Origin of the sequence: Roseococcus sp. YIM B11640, assembly GCF_049727625.1 — a bacterium.
Taxonomy (GTDB): domain Bacteria; phylum Pseudomonadota; class Alphaproteobacteria; order Acetobacterales; family Acetobacteraceae; genus Roseococcus.
Window position 1 is genome coordinate 382,956 of record NZ_JBBJOZ010000001.1, and the last position, 20,274, is coordinate 403,229.

Here is a 20,274-nt window from a genome sequence, read left to right on the forward strand (position 1 = left end):
AGGATGACGGGAGGGCAGCCGCAAGTGGAGGCGCGTCCGATCGCCATCGTCGGCGCGGCGTGCCGCCTGCCGGGTGCTCCCGATCTGGCGGGCTTCGCCCGTCTGTTGGAAGAAGCGCGCGACGCCGTCACCGAGGTTCCGCCGGACCGCTTTCCCCAGCAGCGCTTTCTGCATCCCCGCGCCGGCGAGCCCGGCCGCGCTCTGCATTTCCGGGCCGGGGTGATCGAGGACGCGGCGGATTTCGACGCCATGGGCTTTGGTCTCTCGCCGCGCGAGGCGGACGAGATGGACCCGCAGCAGCGGCTGCTGCTCACCCTCGCGCGCCGTGCCTTCGAGGATGCGGGCTGGCCCGAATCCCGGCTGAGCGGCCGGCGGATCGGCGTTTATGTCGGCGCCTCGACGACGGATTACGCGGATCTTCGCCACCAGGATGCGTCCGGCGCGGATCGCTACATCATGACGGGCGGCGCGCTGTCGATCGCGGCCAACCGGGTCGGCCACGTCTTCGACCTGCGTGGACCGGCGATGACGATGGACACGGCCTGCTCCTCCGGCCTCGTCGCGCTGCATGCGGCCTGCGAGGCGCTGAGGGCGGGCGCGGCGGAGGCCGCGGTGGTGGGCGGCGTGAACATGCTGCTCTCGCCCTTCACCTTCATGGGCTTCTGGCGCGCGGGCATGCTCTCGCCGCGGGGCCGCTGCCAGGCCTTCGGCGCGGCGGCGGACGGCTATGTGCGGGCGGAGGGCGGCGTGGTGCTGCTGCTCAAGCCGCTGGACGCGGCGCTGGCCGATGGCGACCTCGTGCGCGGCGTCATCCTCGGCAGCGGCGTGAACGCGGCGGGGCGGACCACCGGCATCTCGCTCCCCAATGGCGAGGCGCAATCCGCCCTCATCGCCGAGGTGCTGGAGGCGGCGGGACTCGATCCGCTCGACATCGGGTATTTCGAGGCGCACGGCACCGGCACGGCGGCTGGCGACCCCATCGAGGCCGCCGCGATCGCGCGTGCCGCCAATCCCGGAGGGCGCCGCCGCCAGCCGCTGCCCATCGGCTCGGTGAAGAGCAATATCGGCCATACCGAGGCGGCGGCGGGGCTGGTGGGGCTGCTCAAGGGCCTCGTGGTGCTGGAGACGGGGCGCATCCCGGCCACGCTCCACGCCGACACGCTCAATCCGAATATCCCCTTCGCCGAATACGGCATCCGGCCCGCGACGCGCGCCATGCCCTTCCGGGGCGGGGTGGTGGCGGTCAACAGCTTCGGCTTCGGCGGGACCAATGCCTGCGCGGTGATCGGCCGCCCGCCGCGCCGGGTGCGCTCCGCCGGCACGGCCCCCACGGCCGTGCCTCCCTTGCTGCTTTCCGCGCGGGAGGCGGATCAGCTCGACGCCCTGGCCCTGGCCTGGGAGCAGCGGCTGGAGGGCATGGACGAAGCGGCGGCTGCGCGACTGCTGCGCGGCCAGGCGCGCCACCGCGACCTGTTGCGCCACCGGCTGGTCGTGCGCGGCCAGGGCGACTGGGCCGCGCGGCTCGCGGCCCGGCGGGCCGGCGATGCGTCGCATGGCGCCGTCGAGGGCCGGGCGGCCGACGGGCAGGGGGTGGCCTTCGTCTTCGCGGGCAACGGAGCTCAATGGGCGGGTATGGGCGCGGCGGAGATGCGCGGAAGCGCCGCCTTCCGCCGGGCCGTGGAGCGCGCGGATGCCGCGCTGCTGCCGCATCTGGGCTGGTCGGTGGCAGAGAAGCTTGCCGCCGGCCCGGGCGTGGAGGATGTCGCGGCGACGGAAATCGCGCAGCCCCTGCTCTTCGCCGTGCAGCATGCCATCGTTGCGGCGCTGGCCGAGGAAGGCATCACGCCCGCGCTGTGCCTCGGCCATTCGGTCGGCGAGGTCGCGGCCGCCGAGGCGGCGGGGCTGCTGACGCTCGCGCAGGCCGCGCGCCTCATCGTCGCGCGCAGCCGGGCGCAGGCACCCACGCGCGGCCGCGGCCGGATGGCGGCACTCGGCGCTTCGCCCGCCGAGGCCGAGGCCCTGCTCGCCGAACTGCGCCTGCCGGGCGAGGAGCCGCTTGAGATCGCGGCCTATAACGGCCCGAATGCGCTGACCATCGCGGGGCCCGAGCCCGCGCTGCTGCGCCTGGGGGAGATGGCGCAGGAACGGCGACTCTCCTGGCTCATGCTCGAGCTCGACTACGCCTTTCATTCGGGCGCCATGGATCCGGTGCGCGGCTCGCTCCTCGCGGGCTTGCGGGGGTTGCGCGGGCGAGCGGGGCGGGTGCCGCTGATCTCGACCGTGACGGGAGAGGCGCTGGACGCCGCCGCCTGCGAGCCCGCCTATTGGTGGCGCAACCTGCGGGAGCCGGTGCGCTTCGAGGCCGCGCTGCGCCGGGCGCTGGATCACCGTCCGGCCGTCTTCCTCGAGATCGGCGCGCATGCCGTGCTGCAGGGCTATATGCGCGGAACGCTCCGGGCCGCCGGGCGCGAGGCCGCCGTCCTCCCCGGCCTGCGCCGCCACACGCTGGAAAGCACCGACCCTTTCCCCGCGCTGGCCGACCAGGCGACCGCCGCCGGCGCCGATCCGCGCGGCGCGCGGATATTCCACGGGCCTGCCGAATGGCGCGGCCTGCCTTCCGCGCCGGGCGCTCGCCGCCGCCACTGGGTTCCGCGCACGGTCGAGGCGACGGGTCTGCTGGACGGCGTGCCGGAGGGCCGGCTTCTGGGCTTCCGGCACCTGGGCGACGAGGCGGGCGCCGAGTGGCGCCGCACGCTGGACACACTGGAGGAACCCTGGCTCTCGGATCATGCGCTGGGCGGCCAGCCGGTGCTGCCCGCCGCCGGCATGCTCGAGATCGCGCTCGAGGCCGGCTTCCAGCGCCACCGACAGGCCCCCGCGCTGGAGGTCACGGATTTCGCCATCCACCACGCGCTGCCGCTGGCGCGCGATGTGACGCGCGAACTCCGCAGCCGCCTCGACGAGGCGGGGCTCTTCACGCTGGAATCGCGCCGCCGCCTCTCGGAGGAGGGGTGGACGCTGCATGCCACGGGCCGCGTCCAGCCCGTGCCGCAGATCACTGATCCCGGAAACGTCGCGATCGAGGGCGAATGGCGCGATGGAGCGGAGCTGACCGCGCTCGCGGCCGGCGCAGGCCTGGGCTACGGCCCCGCCTTCCAGCCGGTGCGGCGCTGGCGCGCCGATCCCGATGCGGGCCGGGCCGAGGTGCGGCTCGACCGTCCGGAGGGCACGCCGCCGGATGAGGAATTCCACCTGCACCCCGTGCGGCTGGACGGCGCCATGCAGGGCCTCTTCGGCCTGATCGGCGGGGATGCGGGCGCGGGCTACGTGCCCATGCGGTTCGGCCGGCTGGCCGTGCGCCGGCGCCAGGCGCTCGCCGTCTCGGCGCGCGTCGCGCTCGAGCATGCGGGCCAGCGCGGGGTCACCGCCGGGCTCGTGCTGCGCGACGCGACGGGCGGCGTGCTGGCTGTCGTCACCGGCGCCCTGTTCCACAAGGTGGCGCGCGCATCCCAGGGCGGCCCGGCCATCGCCTTCCGCGAGGAATGGCACGCGGCGCCGGTCCCGGCTGGCTGGCCCGCGCCGGCGTCCCCTCTCGAGGTCGCGCAGCTCGAAATCCCCCCGACAGCCGAGCCCGCCCTGGACGACGTGGCCATGTTGCTCGCCGCCCATGGCGTGGCCGCCGCGCTGGGGGCGGGCGCCGACACGGCCGAAGGGCCGCTCGCGGAGGCCATGCGCGCCCATGCGAAGGGAATGGCGCTGGATTCCGCCGCGATGCCGCCCCCCGCGGCCATCTGGCAGCAGGTGCTCTTCGAGCAGCCTTCGCTGGCGCAGGAACTCGCCACCCTCGCCGAGGCCGCCGAGAGCCTTCCCGCCGCGCTGGCCGGCCTGCCCTCCTCGGCTGCCCGCCTGCCGCTGGGAGCCGAAAGCCTTCGCCGCCTGGCCGGCGCCCTTTCCGGGGCGGCGGCTGGGTTGCTGGCCTCCTGGCCGGAGGGGCGCCCCTGCCGCGTGCTCGTGGCGGGCGCCGAGGACGGCCCGCTGGGCTCCGCGATCTGGCGGGCTCTCGCGCCGCTCGGCACCGCGCTCCGCCTCACCTTCGCGCATCTGCCCGGGGAGCGCCCGCCCGCGCTACCCACGGGCGCGGACCCCGCGCGCGTCGAGATGGTCGAATGGAATCCCGAGAAGGGCGAGGGCGCGCCGGGCGAGGCGGATCTCGTCATCGGCATGATGCTCTCCCCGCGCCTCGGAGCGTCGCCGCTCCTGGCCGAGGGGCTGCGCGCCGCGACGGCGCCCGGTGGCGCCCTGCTGCTGGCCGAGCCGCTGCCTGGCCTCTTCTGGGACATGACCGAAGGGCTCGCGCCCGGCTGGTGGGCCACGCCGCGCCTGCGCGACGCCGCCGCCTGGGGCGCGCTGATGGAGGCGGGCGGCTGGCCCCGGGCCCGCGTGCTGCGCCTGCCCGCGCTGCCCTGGGATGCGGCCCTCATCGCCGTCGGCAAGCCGGCCGGTGCGCAATTGCTGCACGCCGCCCCCGCCCGCCGGTTCACGATTTGGAGCGGCGGGGCGCCCGGTCCGCTGGCGCTGGCGCTGGACGAGGCGCTGACGGCCGCTGGCGCGCAGGTCGCGCATCTCCCCGCCGATCCCGCCCCGCGCGCCATGAACGGCGCCTGCCTGATTGCGCTTCCGCCGCGCGGCTCGCGCGGGCTAGCGATGCTCGCCCGGCTGGCGGCTTCCGCCGAGGGCGTCGCGGCGCAATTCCATCTCGTCACCATGGGCGCGGAGACGGGGATGCGGGCGGCCGGGCAGCTGGCCCTGGCGCGCGTGCTCGCCAACGAGATGCCGGGGCTCAAGCCCCGCCGGCACGACATCGCGGCCGGGATGGACGCCGCCGACGCGGCGGCGCGGATCGCGGCCTCGCTGCTCAACGGCGCTGGCAACGAGGCTGAGGAGCGCCTGACCGAAGGCGGCTGCCTCGTGCCCCGCCTGGCGACCCTGCGCCCCAACCCGCGCCCCGCGCCGGGCCCGCGCCGGCTGGAGGCGGGCATTCCCGGCCAGCTCGACAGCCTTGCCTGGGAGGCCGCGCCCGAGCTCGCGGCGGCGCCCGGGCCGGGGGAGGTGGTGCTGAAGATCGCCGCCGCCGGGCTCAATTTCCGCGACCTGATGTGGGCCCAGGGCCTGCTTCCGGAGGAGGCCCTGCAGCCTGGCTTCGCGGGCCCCGGCCTGGGCATGGAGGCGGCCGGCATCATCGAGGCCGTGGGCAGCGGCGTCGCCCTGCGGCCGGGCCAGGCGGTCTTCGGCTTCGCCCCCCGCGCACTGGCTACCCGCGCCATCACGCAGGCGGCCGCGCTGGCGCCTTTGCCACGCGGCCTCGGCATGGCGGAGGCCGCGAGCCTGCCCGTCGCCTTCCTCACGGCGCTGCATGCGCTGGAGGGGCTGGCGCGCATCCAGCCCGGCGAGCGCGTGCTGATCCATGGCGGCGCGGGCGCGGTCGGCCTCGCGGCGCTGCAGATCGCGCTGGCCGCGGGCGCGCGCGTGGCCGTGACCGCCGGGACTGAGGCACGCCGCGCCTTCCTGCGCGCGGCGGGCGCCGAGGTCGCGCTCAACAGCCGCGACCTGAGCTTCGCCGAGGCGCTGCGCGCGCATTGGCCTGCCCCGCCGGGCGAGGGCTGCGTGGATGTCTGCCTCAACTCGCTGTCGGGCGAGGCGATGGAGCAGAGCCTGGGCCTCATGGCGCCCTTCGGCCGCTTCCTGGAGCTGGGCAAGCGCGATTTCGCCGAGGCCCGCCGCGTGGGCCTGCGTCCGCTTCGCCGCAACGTCGCGTGGTTCGCCGTGGATCTCGACGAGGTCGCGCGCCGCCGTCCGGCCATGGCGGGCCGCATGCTGGCTTCGCTCGCGACGCGGCTGGAGGACGGCTCGATCCGTCCGCTGCCGACGCGCATCCACACCGCCGACCAGATGGAGCAGGCCTTCCGCCAGCTGCAGAGCGGGGGGCACATCGGCAAGCTCGTCATCCTTCCGCCCGCCGAGCTCACCGGCGCGGCCCATCCGGACTGGCGGCCGCGCGGCGCGGCGCTGGTCGTGGGTGGCACCTCGGGCTTCGGGCTCGAAGCCGCCTGCTGGCTGGCGGCCCAGGGCACGAAGCGGATCGCGCTGCTCTCCCGCCGCGGTGAGGCGACCCCTGGCGCGGCCGGGGCCGTGGCGCGGCTGGCGGCCCTCGGCGCCGAGGCGCGCATCTACGCGGCCGATGCGACCGACGAGGCCGCGCTGGATTCCGCGCTCTCCCGCATCCGCGCGGAGATGGGGCCGCTGGAGGGCGTGGTGCAGGCCGCCGCCGTCTTCGCCGACCGCATCGCCGCGCGGCTGGACGAGGCCTCGGTCGAGACGGTGTGGCGGCCCAAGGCGCTGGCGGCCGCGCATCTGGACCGGCTGACGCGGCAGGATCCGCTGCGGCTCTTCCTGCTCTTCTCCTCGGCCACGGTGCCGATCGGCAGCCCCGGCCAGGCCGCCTATGTCGCGGCCAATGCCGCGATGGAGGCCCTGGCCCGCCGCCGGCAGGCCGAGGGCCTGCCCGCGCTGGCCGTGCAATGGGGGCCCATCGCGGATGCGGGCGTCCTCGCTGCCGACGCGGATGGCAGCGCGGCGCTCTCGCAGCGCCTCGGCGCCACGGCCATGAACGCGGCGGAGGCGCTGGGCGCGCTGCCCGCGCTGCTGGATGACGGGCTGGCCGTGGCCGGCCTCGCCCGCGTGAACTGGGAGGTCGCGCATCGCAGCCTGCGCCTGCTGGCCGAGCCCATCTTCACCGCGCTGACCGGCGCCTCGCTGGGCGATGCCTCGGAGGAGGATCCGCTCCGCGCCATCGCGGAGGCCGAGCCGGGCGCGGGGATGGACCTGGCCCGCCGCCTGGTCGGCCGCGAGGTCGCGCGCATCCTGCGCATGCCGCCCGGCGCCATTCCGCTCGACACGCCGCTGCCGCGGCTCGGGCTGGACAGCCTGGGCAGCATCGAGCTCCGCACCGGGCTGGAGCGGCGCTTCTCGGTCTCCATCCCGATGCAGGCGGTCAGCGAGGAGCTGACGGTGAACGCATTGGCGAGATGCGTGATTGCGCAAGTTCCTTCGACACGCGAGGCTGCGGAATGACCGGAAACAGGGGCCTTTCGGAAGCCGACCGCGCTGCGCTGCTCAAGCGGCTCGCGGGCCGCAGCACCACGGCGGCCCCCGAGGTCGCGCCCAGCACCGCCCGCGACTTCTCGACCCTTCCGGCGGCGCGCGAGGTCGCGGCGACGCGCGCGCTAGGCCGGCAGGTCGGGCTCTCCAACCCGTATTTCCGGCCGCATGAGGGGATCGCCGGCGCGCGCACCGTCATCGGCAATGCCGAATACGTGAACTTCTCCTCCTACAACTACCTCGGCCTCAACGGCGATCCGCGGGTGGCCGAGGCCGCGCGGCAGGCCATCGCGCGGCACGGCGTCTCGGCGTCCGCCTCGCGCTTCGTCTCGGGCGAGCGGCCGGTGCATGGCGCGCTGGAGGCCGCGCTCGCGGCCAATTACGGCGCGGAGGACGCGGTGGTGATGGTCTCCGGCCACGCCACCAACGTCTCGGTCATCGGCCATCTCCTGGGGCCGGAGGACCTCGTGGTCCATGACGCGCTGGTCCACAACAGCGCGACCGAGGGCGTGAGGCTCTCCCGCGCGCGGCGCCTCGCCTTCCCGAACAACGACTGGGAGGCCGCGGCCGCGCTGCTGGCGGCGGAGCGCCCCCGGCACGGCCGCGCACTGGTGCTGATCGAGGGCCACTACTCGATGGACGGAACGGTGCCGGAGCTCGCGCGCTTCGCCGAGATCGCGCGGCGCCACGATGCCTGGTTGATGGTGGACGAGGCGCATTCGCTGGGCGTGCTGGGCCCGACCGGGCGCGGGGTCTTCGAGTCGCAGGGCGTGGCCCCCGGCCTCGTGGACATCTGGATGGGCACACTGTCCAAGACGCTCTCGGCCTGCGGCGGCTATATCGCGGGCAGCCGGACGCTGGTGGACCTGCTGCGCCACACGGCACCGGGCTTCGTCTATTCCGTGGGCATGGCGCCGCCGCTGGCGGCCGCGGCCGAATGCGCGCTGCGGCTGATGCAGGCGGAGCCCTGGCGCGTCGCGCGGCTGCACGCCAATGCGCGGCGCTTCCGCGACAAGGCACGGGCGGCGGGCTTCGACACGGGCGGCTCGGTCGGGCAGGCCATTGTGCCGGTGATCCTGGGCGAGAGCGTGGCCACGGCCCGCGCGGCCGAGCGGCTGTTCGAGCTCGGCGTCAACGTGCAGCCCATCGTCTTCCCGGTGGTGCCCGAAGGGCAGGCACGGTTGCGCTTCTTCCTCTCCTGTGAGCACAGCGAGGAGGACATCGACAACACCATCAGGACCCTCTCGCGGGTGGCGCGCGAAGCGGCTTAAGGTTTCGTGAGGATCGCGCTGTTCACCATGGAGAGCGCGGCGAGCGCGGAGGCTGTGCTCCGCTTCGCGGAAGGTCAGGGAGACCGTCTCGTGCTTGTGGGTCATTCGCCGCCGCTGGCTGCGCGACGCGCGACATGGCGCGCCCTGCGCGGCGCGGGCCTGGGCATCCTGCCCTATCTGGCGGTGAACCACCTGGTGCCAGGCATCGGCTCCTCCTGGCGGCGGCCCCGGCGCCTTTCGGCCCTTTGCGCCGAGCGCGGCATCCGTGCGCTCCGCCTGCGCGACGAGGCGGCGATGCGCGCGGCACTGCGCGAGACGGGGGCGGATCTCCTCGTCACCTTCCACCTCGACCGCATCCTGGGCGAGGAGACGCTGGCGGTGCCGTCGCGGGGCGGGATCAACGTCCATCCCTCGCTGCTGCCGCGCCATCGCGGACCCATCCCGGCCTTCCACGCCCTGGCAGAGGGCGGAACCGGCGTCTCCGTGCACGCGTTGGTGGCTCGGATCGATGCGGGTGGCATCTGGGCGCAGCGCGAGGTGACGGTGCCCGGCGGCAGCTCTGCCCTCGCGGCGGCCCGCGAGCTGCACCTCGCGGCCGTGCCGCTGGTGGAGGAGGCCATCGCCCGCATCGCCGCCGGCGAAGCCGTGCCTGCGCCGCCGGAGCCGCTGCCCTATCGCGGCTGGCCCGCGCGCGCCCAGCGCCGCGGCGCGGGCGTACGGCTGCTGCGCCGCAGCGATCTCGGCACCGCCTGGCGGGCCCCGGCAGGCGGGTGGCCGTGAGCACCTTGTGCCAGCCCCCATGCCCGAGGCTGCGCCCGGCGTCTGAGGGCGAAGTATGATCCCCTCGCCGCGCCGCTTCCTGTTCCTGCAGGGACCGATCTGTCCCTTCTTTCCCGGCCTCGCGCTTGGACTGAAGGCCCGCGGGCATGTGGTGCACCGGATCAATGTCTGCTTCGGCGACTGGCTGCTCTGGAAGGGCTGGTTCTGGCCCCAGAAGGAATGGCGGGCCTATTCGACCAAATCCATCCCGGCCGTCGATTTCGACCGCCCCTTCTCAGAATGGTCGGACTTCATCGAGGACTATCTCGACCGTCACGCCATCACCGACGTCGTTCTGCTGGGCGAGCAGCGGCCCTATCATCGCGTCGCCATCGCGGCCGCCCGGCAGCGCGGCATCGCGGTCACGGCGACGGATTTCGGCTATCTACGGCCGGACTGGATCATTCTGGAGCGCAACGGCCACAACGCGCTGTCGGGCTTCCCGCGCGACCCCAAGGCGATCTTCGATCTGGCGCGGGACGCGCCGCGCCTGGACGAGTCGCGCGGCTATATCGACAGTTTCCGGAACCAGGCGCGGTGGGACGTCTTCTTCCACGTCGCCAATGCCTCGGTCTGGCCCTTCCCGCATTTCCAGACCTTCCAGCTGCACCCCGTCGTGCCGGCCTATCTCGGCACGCTCTGGCGGCTGATCCGGCGCGGCGCGACGAAGCGGCGCGCCGAGAAGCTGATGGCCAGCCTGCCCGAGGATGCGCCCTTCTACCTCTTCGCCATGCAGATGGAGACCGACTACTCCATCCGTGCCTACTCGCCCTATCCGGACATGGACACGCCGCTGCGCGAGGCCGTTCGGAGCTTCGCGCGCCACGCGCCGCCCGACGCGCATCTCGCGGTGAAGGTGCATCCGCTGGATCCCGGGCTGAAGGCCTGGAACCGGCGGCTGGCGCGAATGGCGCGCAGCGCGGGGGTGGCCGACCGCGTGCATTTCGTGGACGCCTTGCCGCTCGATGCGCTGATCCGCCGTGCGGCGGGGGTGGTGACGGTGAACAGCACCGCGGGCATCCGCGCGCTCGAACTGGCGACGCCGATCATCGCGCTCGGCGAGGCGCTCTACCGCGTCGAGGGCCTGACGCATGAGGATGGGCTCGACAGCTTCTGGAAGGAACCGCGCCAGCCGGACCGGGTGCTGACGGACGCCTTCCTGCGCGCCATCGCGCGCCACCTGCATGTGCGCGGCGTGTTCTACGGCCCCGAGGGGCTTTCCGCCGCCGTCGTCGCGGCCGTGGAGCGGCTGGAGGCCGGGCTGCCGGACATCGCCAGCGTGATGGCGCCATCCCCGCCGCTGGAGACGCGGACGCCCCGCCAGATGTGGACCATCTTCCGGCAGGACGGGATCGGCAGGCGCACGGCGCGGACCGCGTCTAGCCCGGCCGATGCAACTCCGCGCGCTGACGGGTGAAGCTCCGGCGGCCGCGCTTGAAGCCCGCGAGCACGGGCGAGATGGAGCGGATGGCGTCCACGGGTGTCGGCGCATCCACCACGACGAGATCGGCGGGGTTGCCCACGGCGATGCCGTAGTCCTTCCGCCGCAGGATCTTCGCGGAATTGGCGGTGAACATGTCCCAGGTCTTGCGGATCTCCGCCTCGTCGCCGCGCTGGATCACGTTGCAGTAGAGGTTCGCCATGCGGATCAGCTGCGCGTCGCCGAAGGGCGTGAAGGGGTTCTGCACGTTGTTGGTGGAGATGTTGCAGAGGGCGCCCTGCTCCATGAGCGTGTGCGCGTCCACGACGCCGCGGCGGATGTCGTGGTCCTGGTCGCGGCCCATGAGGAAGAGATCCGTCGCCGGCAGCACGGCCAGCGAGACGCCGCAATCGGCCATGCGCTTGCCGATCTCGCGCTGGCGCGCGGGCGTGGCGCTCGCGATCTTGGTGCCGTGGCCGAAGGCGACGCGGCCCTGCCAGCCCATCTTCTCCGTCAGCTCGCAGACCAGCATGAGGTCGAGGTCGTCGGGGTTCGTGCCGCTATCGAGATGCATGTCGATGTCGATGTCGAACTCGCGCGCCAGCTCGAAGATGCGGCGGATCTGCCCGGCGCGGTCGCGGTCGTAGTTCGGCGCGGCGCCGATCACGGTGGCGCCGGTCTTGAGCGCCTCGACCATCAGTTCCTCGGTGCCGGGGTTATCCAGCAGGCCCTCCTGCGGCATCACGCAGATCTCGATGTCGATCGCCCATTTGTAGGCGTCGACCAGGGCCTTCACGCCGTGGAAGCCGCGGATGCCGACGAGGGGATCCACCTCGCAATGCGTGCGCATGAGCGTGGTGCCGTGGCTGATCGCGCGCTCCAGCGTCGCGCGGGCGCGGGCGTTCACGTCCTCGACGGTGAAGGTGTTCTTCACGGCCGAGACGCGCTCCATGGCGCGATGCGGATTGCGGCCGGGCGCACAGCCGCAGCGGTCGATGATGCAGCTCTTGTCGAGGTGGATATGCGTCTCGACGAAGCCGGGCGAGACGAAGCCGCCCGCGACGTCCAGCACCTCCTTCGCATCCTGGCCGAGATCCGGCGCGATGGCGGCGATGGTGCCACCCTTCACGCCGATATCCACCAGCGCATCGGGCGCGGCATCGGCAAGGCGCGCGCGGCGCAGCAGCAGGTCGAATTCCATATGAGGACTCCGGATTCAGTAGGCGACGGCCGGAGGCACGATCCCCCCATGGCCTGTTGGCACGAGGTTTGCTCGATTTCGCTTCGATGGAAACCCTTGTCCCGGAGGCTTCGATGCTCCCCACCCTTTCCCGCCGCGCCGCGCTGACCGGCGCGGCGGCGCTGTTGTCCGCGCCCGCGCTGGCGCAGGCCGCCTGGCCCGACCGTCCCATCCGGTGGATCGTGAACTTCCCGCCGGGAGGTGCGGCAGACACGCTCTCGCGCATCCTCGCGGCAAGCATCGGCAATAAATTCGGGCAGCCCATCGTCGTGGAGAACCGTCCGGGCGCGGGCGGCGCGCTCGGCGCCGACATCCTGGCCAAGGCGCCGGGCGACCGGCACATCGTGATGATGTCGAGCGCGGCTTCCCACGGCATCGGGCCGGTGCTCTACCGCAACACGCCCTACGACGCGCTGCGCGACTTCACGCATATCCGCCTGGTCGGCACCTTTCCGAGCGTGCTCGCGGTGAACCTCGATTTCCCGGCGCGCACGGTCGCGGAGTTCGTGGCGCAGGTGAAGGCGCGGCCGGGCGAGGTGACCTACGGCTCGGGCGGCAACGGCACGCTGAACCACCTGATCGGCCAGCTGCTCGCCCGTGCGGCGGGGATCGAGCTGACGCATGTGCCCTATCGCGGCTCGGCCGCCGCGCTGACGGATACGATCAGCGGCCAGATCCCCGCCATCATGGAAAGCCTGCCCATCGCCTTGCCGCACCTGCGCGGCGGCCGGCTGCGCCCCCTCGCGACCAGCGAGGCCACGCGCCCCGCTTCGCTGCCCGATGTGCCGACCTTCGCCGAGGCCGGCTTCCCGGCGGTGGTTTCCAGCAACTGGTTCGGTTTCTCGGCCCCCGCCGGCATCCCGCCCGAGATCGTGACCCGCTGGAACACGGAGATCGGCACGGCGCTGGCCGACCCCGGCGTGATCGAGCGCTTCGCGGCCATCGGGGTGGTGCCCGGCACCGGGGGGACCGCGGAATACACTGCCCTGGTCCGCGGCGAGCTGGACAAGTGGCGGGAGGTGATCCGCGCCGGGAACATCGTGGCGGACTAGCCGTCCAGCTCCGCCGCTGCGAGCCCGGCGATGGCCAGGTCGGTCGTCGCCGGATCGCCGTCGCCCAGGTACCAGGCTGCCGACAGTCCCGCCCAGGCGAGGATCCAGCGCAGCAATCGCCCGCGCTCCAGCCCCGCGGCCTCGCACACCACTTCGAGCCGCCGGGCGAAGCGGCCCGGCAAGGTCGCGACGGGGCGCGTCGGGTCGGCAAGGTCCGGGTTGGTGAAGATGTTGGCGTGATCGAAGCCGCGCTCGCCGGCGAGGGCCTTGGGGTCGATCGCCAGCCAGCCGCGTGCCCCGAAATCGAGAACGTTGTCGTGATGCAGGTCTCCGTGCAGCACCGCGACCTCGCGCGGCGCGGCCAGCAGCTGGCGCGCTTCGCCGAGGCTGCGGGCGAGGATGCCGCCATGGGAGGCCGCAAAGGGCTCCAGATCGCGGAACCACGTCGCAAGCGGCACGACCCCGGCGGGCGGGGCGCCGCGCGGCACATGCAGGCGGGCGGCGGCGGCGCAAAGGATGCGGCTGGCCTCGTCGTCCTCGCCCGCCCGCGCCATCTCGGAGAGCGAGCGCGGGCCGGTCGCGCGTTCCATGAGCAGCGCCCCTTCGTCGCGCGCCAGCACGGTGGCCGCGCCGTCGCCGTTCCACCATTCCAGCACCGCACCGCCGCGCTGCTCCTCCTCATGGGCGGAGAGCTTCAGCATCGCGGGAACGGGGCCCTGGCGCACCGGCAGGAGGTGCGCGGCATGAGTCTCGATGGGCGGGCCATCCGGGACGAGCCCCCAGCGGCCGAGATAGGGTTCGAACATTCTCCGCAGCTTAACCGCATTGTGAAATCATCGCTTTAGGCTTGCGCCGGACGCCCCCGAGGCCGATCCTGGGAGGCATGAGCGCGACCAACACTGCCGAACTCAGCGCCTTCTGGCGGGTCCTGGCCGAAAAGGGCTGGCATGGGGTGACCATGCGGGCCGTGGCGTCGGAAGCCGGCATGGCCCTCTCCGACCTGCGGCGCCACTATGTCAGCCCCTTCGACCTGCTGCTGGCCCATGGCCGCGCGGTGGATGCCGAGGTGATCGGCGGCACCATTCCCGATGACACCAGCCCCGCGCGCGACCGTCTTTTCGACGTGCTGATGCGCCGCATCGACGCGCTGCAGCCCGACCGTGCCGGCGTGGTGCGCCTGATGCGCGACCTGCCGACCTCCCCCTTGCTGGCGCTTTGGCTGCTGCCGCGCCTGACGCCGTCGATGGCCTGGATGCTGGAGGCGGCGGGCATCGATACCGCGGGCCCCGGCGGGCTGCTGCGGGCCAAGGGCCTCGTGACCGTCTGGCTCGCCGCGCTGCGCGCCTGGGAGAAGGACGAGAGCCAGGACCTCTCGGCCACCATGGCCGCGCTCGACCGCGCGCTCGATCGCGCCGAGCGAATGGCCAAGATGTTCGGTTTCGCCGACCGCGACTCCGCTGCCGCCGCGGCGTCGCCCGCGGGAGCCCTGCCGCCGCCGGAGGCCCCGACCGCGGCGGTTTGAGACGTCGGGCCTTGCGCCGGGAAGCCTGGTCATCCGCCTGAATGGCCATCCCGGCGAGACTACCGCCTTCCTGCAACCCTTCCGAGGAGGTCATCATGTCCAGCAGCTTCAATCCCGAGGAATTCATGAAGCTCTTCGGCTCGCTGAAGATGCCGAACATGCCGGACTTCCAGGCGCTGGCGGATTCCCAGAAGCGCAACATCGAGGCCCTGACCACGGCGAACAAGCTCGCCATGGAGGGGGCCCAGGCCGTGGCCCGGCGGAACATGGAGATCGTGCAGCAGTCGCTGAGCGAGATGACGCAGGCGGTGCAGAGCCTGGCCAGCGCCGAAGGCTCGCCCACCGACAAGGCCGCCCGGCAGGCCGAGCTGCTGAAGGCCGCCTATGAGCATGCCATCGCGAACATGCATGAGCTGTCGGAGATCATCCAGAAATCCAATGGCGAGGCCGTGGGCATTCTCAACCGCCGCTTCGCCGAGGCGATGGAAGAGGTGAAGGCGCTGATGGCGAAGGGCTGAAGATTTCTGTGCCCTCAAACGCCGGGCGCGCGCGCAGCGCGCTTGGCTCCGCGCCGCGTCAGGTGCGTTGGTTGATCTGATGGTCTGGGCGCGGTCGCGCCTTGCGCTCCCGGCCCGAGGCAAGCCTCGCGCCGTGGCGGCTCGCTAAACCCGTCGCAGGTTCCACAGCATCGGATTTGGCGCCTGCAGGACATCCGTGATGTCCGCCCGGAAGGCGGTCCTGAGGCGGAACAGGCCCGTGGGCGCGATGGGCACGGCCTCCCACAGCAGGGCCTGGAGGCGACGCATCGCGGCCTCCTGCGCGCCCGTATCGGCGGCGCCGATCCAGGCCGCCACTTCGGCTTCCACTGCCGCATCCTCGGGCCAGCCGGGCCACGCGGCGCTGCCGTGCATGCGCGTCGGCCAGCTCACCGCCGGATTGGCGATGGTGGCGGCGGGGCCGTTGGTGTTGTGCAGGTGCCAGCCGCCCTGCGCGGGCGGCGCGCGGTTGGCGCGGCGGGCGATGATGGTGGCCCAGTCGCTCTCGACCGGCTGGATGTTGAGGCCGAGCCGCCGCATCAGATCCACCGTCAGGCGGCCCTGCTGCGTCACGGCAGGAAAGTCGCTCGGATTGATGTGGATGATGGGCTCGCCCTTGTAGCCGGCCTCCGCGAGCGCGGCGCGGGCGCGGGCCATGGCGGCCTCTCCGCGGGGCGCGGGCGTGCTCTCGACCACGCCGGGCAGGCCGCAGGGGAACATGGCGTGGCATTCCTGCCAGTCGCCCGGCAGCGCCACCGCCTGCATGAAATCCGCCTGCTCGATCACGTCGCGGATGGCGCGGCGGACGCGCACGTCGTTGAAGGGCGGGTAGAGGTGGTTGAAGCGCAGGAAGCCCAGGAAGCCGTTGGGGTCGTAGACCTGCGTCTTGGTGTGGCGGTCGCGCTCCAGCACGGGCACGAGGTCGGGTAGCGGGTACTCGATCCAGTCGATCTCGCCCGTGCGGAGCGCCGCGGCGGCCGTGCCGCCATCGGGAATCCAGATCAGCTCCAGCCGGTCGAAATGCACGCGCTTGCCGCCCGCGGCGGCCTCGGCCCGCTCGGCGCGCGGCACATAGGCCTCGTTCCGCACATAGGCGGCGCGGGCGCCCTGCACGAACTCGCCGGGCAGGAACTTCCAGGGACCGCTGCCCACGGCCTCGGTGATGGGGCGGTCGGCGGGCTGGCTCGCCAGCCGCTCCGGCATCATGAAGCAGGGCGAGGAGCCGGGCTTGGCCAGCGCGTCCAGCAGCGCGGGGAAGGGGCGGTTCAGCCGGAAGCGGATGGTCCGGTCGTCCTCGGCCACGAGCTCGGCCACCGCCTGCATGAGCACCTGCCCGAAGCCGTCGCGCACCGCCCAGCGCCGGATGGAGGCGACGCAGTCCTGCGCGCGCACCGGCTCCCCGTCATGGAAGCGCAGGCCGTCGCGCAGGCGAATGCGCCAGGTGAGCGCATCGGCCGAGACCTCGTGGCCTTCGGCCATCTGCGGGTGCGGGCGCAGGGCCCGGTCGCAGCCGTAGAGCGTGTCGAAGACGCAGAAGCCATGCGTCGTGACGATGGTCGTCGGGTTGAAGATCGGGTCCAGCGTCGCGAGCGCGGCCTGCGGCATGAAGCGCAAGGTACGCGCACGGGCGCTGCCTTGGGCCAATGCGGGCGCCGCGAGCAGGGCGGCGGGTGAGATCAGCAGCGAACGCCGGTCCATCCAAGCTCTCCATGCGGCGCGGGGGGCACGGGAGGGATGGCGCGGGGGGATATCCCGCGAGGCGCACCGCTCCCTTCGCCGGTCCGAACCGGATCAGGTTCCAGGGCTCGCGGGATGCATCCCGCCTCTCAGCGCCCGCGACAGGCGCTCACCCAGGTGACGGTGGATGCATGCGCCGGGCGTGGGTTCCTGGCAAGCCCATGAAGAATTCATGGCGAATGGATCAGGATTTACTCGCCTCTTCCCCGGCCCGCCGTCCAAAGTGCGGCCCAACGAGAATCGTCAAGATTCAGGGGGACGTTTTGGACAAGCCGTTCGAGGGCGTGGCCGGAGCCCAGGAGGGCGGCTACGCGGATGATCTGCGCAGTTTCGACATCCGGCGATACGGGCCCGAGGACTGGGCGGGCCTCGTCCTGCTCTGGATCCTCGGCATCCTGGTCTTCACCCAGTTCTTCACGCGCTACGCGCTGAACGACAGCGTGACCTGGACCGAGGAGGTCGCGCGCTACTTGCTGATCGTGCTGACCTTCATCGGCTCGGCCGGCGCGGTGCGGCGCGGCACGCATATCCGCGTGGAGACGCTGGAGCTCGCGCTGCCGCTCGGCCCCCGCAAGGTGCTCTGGGCCATCCAGGACACGCTGCGGCTGGCCTTCTGGAGCTTCGGTGCCTGGGCGGGCATCGAGCTCGCGGGGCTGATGGGCACCATGCCGATGGACAGCCTCGACCACACTCTGGCCTGGGTCTACTGGCCGGTTGCAGCCGGCTTCGTGGCCATGGCCCTGCGGGAGGCATGGTGGATCCAACGCCGCTGGCGCCATGGCGACGCGCCCAGCGCGCAGGATGTGCTGGCATGACCGCGGCGATCCTCCTTCTCGGCTTCTTCGGCCTGCTGACCCTGGGCCTGCCGGTCGCGATCGCGCTGGCGGGTGCCTCCATCCTCTTCGCGGTGATCGACGGCTCGGTGCCGATGGTGGCCATCGTGCATCGCATGGTGGGCGGCGTGGACAGCTTCCCGCTGCTCTGCGTGCCCTTCTTCGTGATGGCCGGGATGCTGATGAACACCGGCGGCATCACCGAGCGCATCTACGATTTCGCGGTGGCCGCCGTGGGCTGGATGCGCGGCGGGCTCGGCCAGGTGAACGTGGTGGGCAGCGTGGTCTTCGCGGGCATGAGCGGGACCGCGGTGGGCGACGCGGCGGGCCTCGGCACCATCGAGGTGCGGGCCATGCGCGCGCATGGATACGACCCGAAATTCGCCGTCGGCATCACGGCCGCGAGCTCCATGCTCGGGCCGCTGCTGCCGCCCTCGCTGCCGCTGGTGGTCTATGGCGTCTCGGCCAATGCGAGCATCGGGCAGCTCTTCGCGGCGGGGATCATCCCGGGGCTGATCACGGCGGCCTGCCTGATGGTGATGGTGTGGTGGTACGCCCATCGCTACGGTTACGGCGCGGATGCGAAGTTCCGCATCTACGAGCTGGGGCGCACCCTGGCGCGCGGCATGCTGCCGCTGCTGACGCCCGTCATCATCATCGGCGGCATGCGCGCGGGCGCCTTCACGCCGACCGAGGGAGCGATCTGCGCCGTGGCCTACGCGCTGCTGCTCGGCTGCCTCGTCTACCGCACGCTGGGGCTGAAGGCCCTGGCGAAGGTGAGCTTCGAGGCGGTGGAGGTGACGGCGACCATCCTGCTCATCGTCGCGGCGTCGGAAATCTTCGGCTGGCTGCTGACGACGACCCGCGTCTCCGAGCAGGTGGTGGGATGGGTACTGGCGATCACCGAGCAGAAATGGGCGATCCTGCTCATCGCCAACATCTTCCTCCTGCTCGTCGGCCTCGCCATCGAACCGCTGCCGGCCATCCTGATCCTGACGCCGATCATGCTGCCGGTGATGGAGCATATCGGCGTGGACCCGGTGCATTTCGGGCTGATCATGGTGCTCAACCTGTGCATCGGGCTGCTGACGCCACCGGTGGGGATCGTGCTCTTCATCCTGGCGAAGGTGGCGAATATCAGCTTCGAGGATGCGGCGAAGGGCGTGCTGCCCTTCATGATTCCGCTGCTGGGGGTGCTGTTCCTCTGCACCTACGTGCCGGAGCTGGTGATGTGGCTCCCGACCAAGTGGTATCGGTAGTTACCCGGTGGGTTGGCGCATGATGCGCCAACCCCATGCCAGGCCGAGCATGGCCGCCACGACCGAGCCCAGCAGCACGCCGAGCTTGGCCGCACCCAGCAGGCTCTCGTCGGTGAAGCCGAGCATGGCGATGAAGATCGACATGGTGAAGCCGATGCCCGCCAGCAGGCCGACCAGCGTCACCCCGGCCCAGCTGACGCCGGGCGGCAGCGCGCACCAGCCCAGCCGTACCATCAGCCAGCTCGCGCCGAGCACGCCGGCCGGCTTGCCCACCACCAGCGCGACCGCCACGCCCAGCATCACCATCCGCGCGTCGGGCGAGGCGAGGTCCACGCCGCCCAGGTTCACCCCTGCATTGGCCAGGGCGAAGAGCGGCATCACGCCATAGGCCACCCAAGGGTGCAGCGCCGCCTGCACGCGCGCGACGGGCGGCAGCATCTCGCGCTGCGCGACGCGCAATTGCCGCAACGGCCGGGCTTCGGGCTTCGCGCCGCCTCCGAGCTCCTTCGCGACGCGCTGGATCGTGTCCAGCGGCCGCTCGCGCAGGCGAACGGGCAGCACGGGCGTCATGAGGCCGAGCACCACGCCCGCCAGCGTCGGATGCGCGCCGGTCGCGAGCAGCCCGGCCCAGACCACGGCGCCCGGAAATACATAGGCGAAGGCCGAGCCTACGCCGATGCGCTGCAGGCCCAGCACCATCAGGATGCCGGTGCCCGCGATCGCGAAGCCGCCCCAGGCGAGCCCACCCGAATAGAAGAAGGCGATGATCAGCACCGCCGCGATGTCGTCGATGATGGCGAGCGCGAGCAGGAAGATCCGCACGTTGGAGGGCATGGACCGCCCGAGCAGCGACAGCACGCCGACCGCGAAGGCGATGTCGGTGGCCGTCGGCACCGCCCAGCCGGAGGCGCGCTCGGGCGTGGCGTTGAAGGCCAGGTAGATCAGCGCCGGCACCAGCACGCCGCCGGCCGCCGCCCCGATGGGCAGCGCGGCCTGCCGGAGTTCGCGCAGCGCGCCCTCATGCATCTCGCGCCGGATCTCCATCCCGACGACGAGGAAGAAGACCGTCATCAGCGCGTCGTTGATCCAGAAATGCAGCGTCTGGGAGAAGACGGCATCGCCGAGGCCGATGGAAAGCGGCAGGTGCCACAGCGCGTCATAGGCGTGCGCGTAGGGTGAATTGGCCCAGACTAGTGCAGCGGCCGCCGCCGCGAGCAGGACGATGCCGCTCGCGGCCTCGACATGCAGGAAGGCCTCGAAGCGTCGGAAGGCGCGCTCGGCGACGCGCTGGGCGCGGGGAAGTGTGTGGGGCATCGGGCACGCGGACTCCGCGTGGCGGCCCGACCACGCATCGTCCTGCGCGCCGCGGAATGCGGCGGACACCCGCACCTTGTTTGGCATGCGGGCCGGGCCCGCGCAACCGAAAC

General features: G+C 72.6%; 13 protein-coding genes and 1 riboswitch. Of the genes, 9 read left to right on the plus strand and 4 right to left on the minus strand.

All coding sequences use genetic code 11. The features are described 5' to 3' along the window. The first annotated feature begins 24 nt into the window (after positions 1–24). Genes WJM96_RS01975 through WJM96_RS01990 form a run of 4 tightly spaced genes read left to right on the plus strand, consistent with a single transcriptional unit; the run spans position 25 to position 10,665 of the window. Complete coding sequence (locus WJM96_RS01975; protein WP_424810742.1) at positions 25–7,131, plus strand: SDR family NAD(P)-dependent oxidoreductase; 7,107 nt, start codon at positions 25–27, stop codon at positions 7,129–7,131. Further along, entirely contained in the window at positions 7,128–8,429 is a 1,302-nt protein-coding gene (locus WJM96_RS01980; protein WP_424810743.1) for an aminotransferase class I/II-fold pyridoxal phosphate-dependent enzyme, read from the plus strand. Before WJM96_RS01975 ends, WJM96_RS01980 begins: the two co-directional genes overlap by 4 nt. Positions 8,430–8,435: 6 nt before the next feature. Beyond that, entirely contained in the window at positions 8,436–9,209 is a 774-nt protein-coding gene (locus WJM96_RS01985) for a formyltransferase family protein (protein WP_424810744.1), read from the plus strand. Positions 9,210–9,264: 55 nt separating this feature from the next. Further along, the gene (locus tag WJM96_RS01990) at positions 9,265–10,665 is read left to right on the plus strand and encodes a capsule biosynthesis protein (protein ID WP_424810745.1); all 1,401 of its coding nucleotides are present in this window, start codon (positions 9,265–9,267) and stop codon (positions 10,663–10,665) included. On the opposite strand, the gene WJM96_RS01995 is transcribed toward WJM96_RS01990, so the two are convergent. Next, positions 10,628–11,869, minus strand: coding sequence for an amidohydrolase family protein (locus WJM96_RS01995; RefSeq protein WP_424810746.1), 1,242 nt, complete (start codon positions 11,867–11,869; stop codon positions 10,628–10,630). The genes WJM96_RS01990 and WJM96_RS01995 overlap by 38 nt on opposite strands. 113 nt (positions 11,870–11,982) lie before the next feature. On the opposite strand from WJM96_RS01995, the gene WJM96_RS02000 reads away from it, so the two are divergent. After that, complete coding sequence (locus WJM96_RS02000; RefSeq protein WP_424810747.1) at positions 11,983–12,960, plus strand: Bug family tripartite tricarboxylate transporter substrate binding protein; 978 nt, start codon at positions 11,983–11,985, stop codon at positions 12,958–12,960. Here WJM96_RS02000 and WJM96_RS02005 read toward each other — a convergent pair. Next, positions 12,957–13,766 carry an aminoglycoside phosphotransferase family protein gene (locus WJM96_RS02005; protein ID WP_424810748.1) on the minus strand — a complete coding sequence of 270 codons (810 nt, stop codon included), beginning with the start codon at positions 13,764–13,766 and terminating at the stop codon, positions 12,957–12,959. The two genes, WJM96_RS02000 and WJM96_RS02005, sit on opposite strands and share 4 nt — an antisense overlap. Before the next feature lie 77 nt (positions 13,767–13,843). Between WJM96_RS02005 and WJM96_RS02010 the strand changes: the two genes are divergently transcribed. Both WJM96_RS02010 and WJM96_RS02015 read left to right on the plus strand, forming a co-directional pair. Further along, on the plus strand, positions 13,844–14,482 hold the full coding sequence (locus tag WJM96_RS02010; RefSeq protein ID WP_424810749.1) for a TetR family transcriptional regulator: 639 nt from the start codon (positions 13,844–13,846) through the stop codon (positions 14,480–14,482). A gap of 95 nt (positions 14,483–14,577) precedes the next feature. Further along, a complete protein-coding gene (locus WJM96_RS02015; protein ID WP_424810750.1) occupies positions 14,578–15,000 on the plus strand; it encodes a phasin family protein in 423 nt (140 codons plus the stop codon). A gap of 144 nt (positions 15,001–15,144) precedes the next feature. Here the strand turns inward: WJM96_RS02015 and WJM96_RS02020 are convergent, their stop codons facing one another. After that, on the minus strand, positions 15,145–16,716 hold the full coding sequence (locus WJM96_RS02020; RefSeq protein WP_424810751.1) for an ABC transporter substrate-binding protein: 1,572 nt from the start codon (positions 16,714–16,716) through the stop codon (positions 15,145–15,147). A 52-nt stretch (positions 16,717–16,768) separates the two neighbouring features. Then, positions 16,769–16,880, minus strand: a riboswitch (TPP riboswitch). Positions 16,881–17,039: 159 nt separating this feature from the next. Between WJM96_RS02020 and WJM96_RS02025 the strand changes: the two genes are divergently transcribed. Beyond that, complete coding sequence (locus WJM96_RS02025) at positions 17,040–17,570, plus strand: TRAP transporter small permease (RefSeq protein WP_424810752.1); 531 nt, start codon at positions 17,040–17,042, stop codon at positions 17,568–17,570. After that, positions 17,567–18,847, plus strand: coding sequence for a TRAP transporter large permease (locus WJM96_RS02030; protein ID WP_424810753.1), 1,281 nt, complete (start codon positions 17,567–17,569; stop codon positions 18,845–18,847). The genes WJM96_RS02025 and WJM96_RS02030 overlap by 4 nt, the downstream gene beginning before the upstream one ends. On the opposite strand, the gene nhaA is transcribed toward WJM96_RS02030, so the two are convergent. Next, positions 18,848–20,161: a Na+/H+ antiporter NhaA gene (gene nhaA / locus WJM96_RS02035; RefSeq protein ID WP_424810754.1), complete on the minus strand. Its 1,314-nt coding sequence runs from the start codon at positions 20,159–20,161 to the stop codon at positions 18,848–18,850. Positions 20,162–20,274: the final 113 nt, after the last annotated feature.

Bases quoted from the DNA above. Each gene is read 5' to 3' on its own strand.
- WJM96_RS01980 (WP_424810743.1), top strand. From the start codon at position 7,128: ATGACCGGAAACAGGGGCCTTTCGGAAGCCGACCGCGCTGCGCTGCTC.
- WJM96_RS01990 (WP_424810745.1), top strand. From the start codon at position 9,265: ATGATCCCCTCGCCGCGCCGCTTCCTGTTCCTGCAGGGACCGATCTGT.
- WJM96_RS01995 (WP_424810746.1), bottom strand. From the start codon at position 11,869: ATGGAATTCGACCTGCTGCTGCGCCGCGCGCGCCTTGCCGATGCCGCG.
- WJM96_RS02000 (WP_424810747.1), top strand. From the start codon at position 11,983: ATGCTCCCCACCCTTTCCCGCCGCGCCGCGCTGACCGGCGCGGCGGCG.
- WJM96_RS02005 (WP_424810748.1), bottom strand. From the start codon at position 13,766: ATGTTCGAACCCTATCTCGGCCGCTGGGGGCTCGTCCCGGATGGCCCG.
- WJM96_RS02010 (WP_424810749.1), top strand. From the start codon at position 13,844: ATGAGCGCGACCAACACTGCCGAACTCAGCGCCTTCTGGCGGGTCCTG.
- WJM96_RS02015 (WP_424810750.1), top strand. From the start codon at position 14,578: ATGTCCAGCAGCTTCAATCCCGAGGAATTCATGAAGCTCTTCGGCTCG.
- WJM96_RS02020 (WP_424810751.1), bottom strand. From the start codon at position 16,716: ATGGACCGGCGTTCGCTGCTGATCTCACCCGCCGCCCTGCTCGCGGCG.
- WJM96_RS02030 (WP_424810753.1), top strand. From the start codon at position 17,567: ATGACCGCGGCGATCCTCCTTCTCGGCTTCTTCGGCCTGCTGACCCTG.
- nhaA (WP_424810754.1), bottom strand. From the start codon at position 20,161: ATGCCCCACACACTTCCCCGCGCCCAGCGCGTCGCCGAGCGCGCCTTC.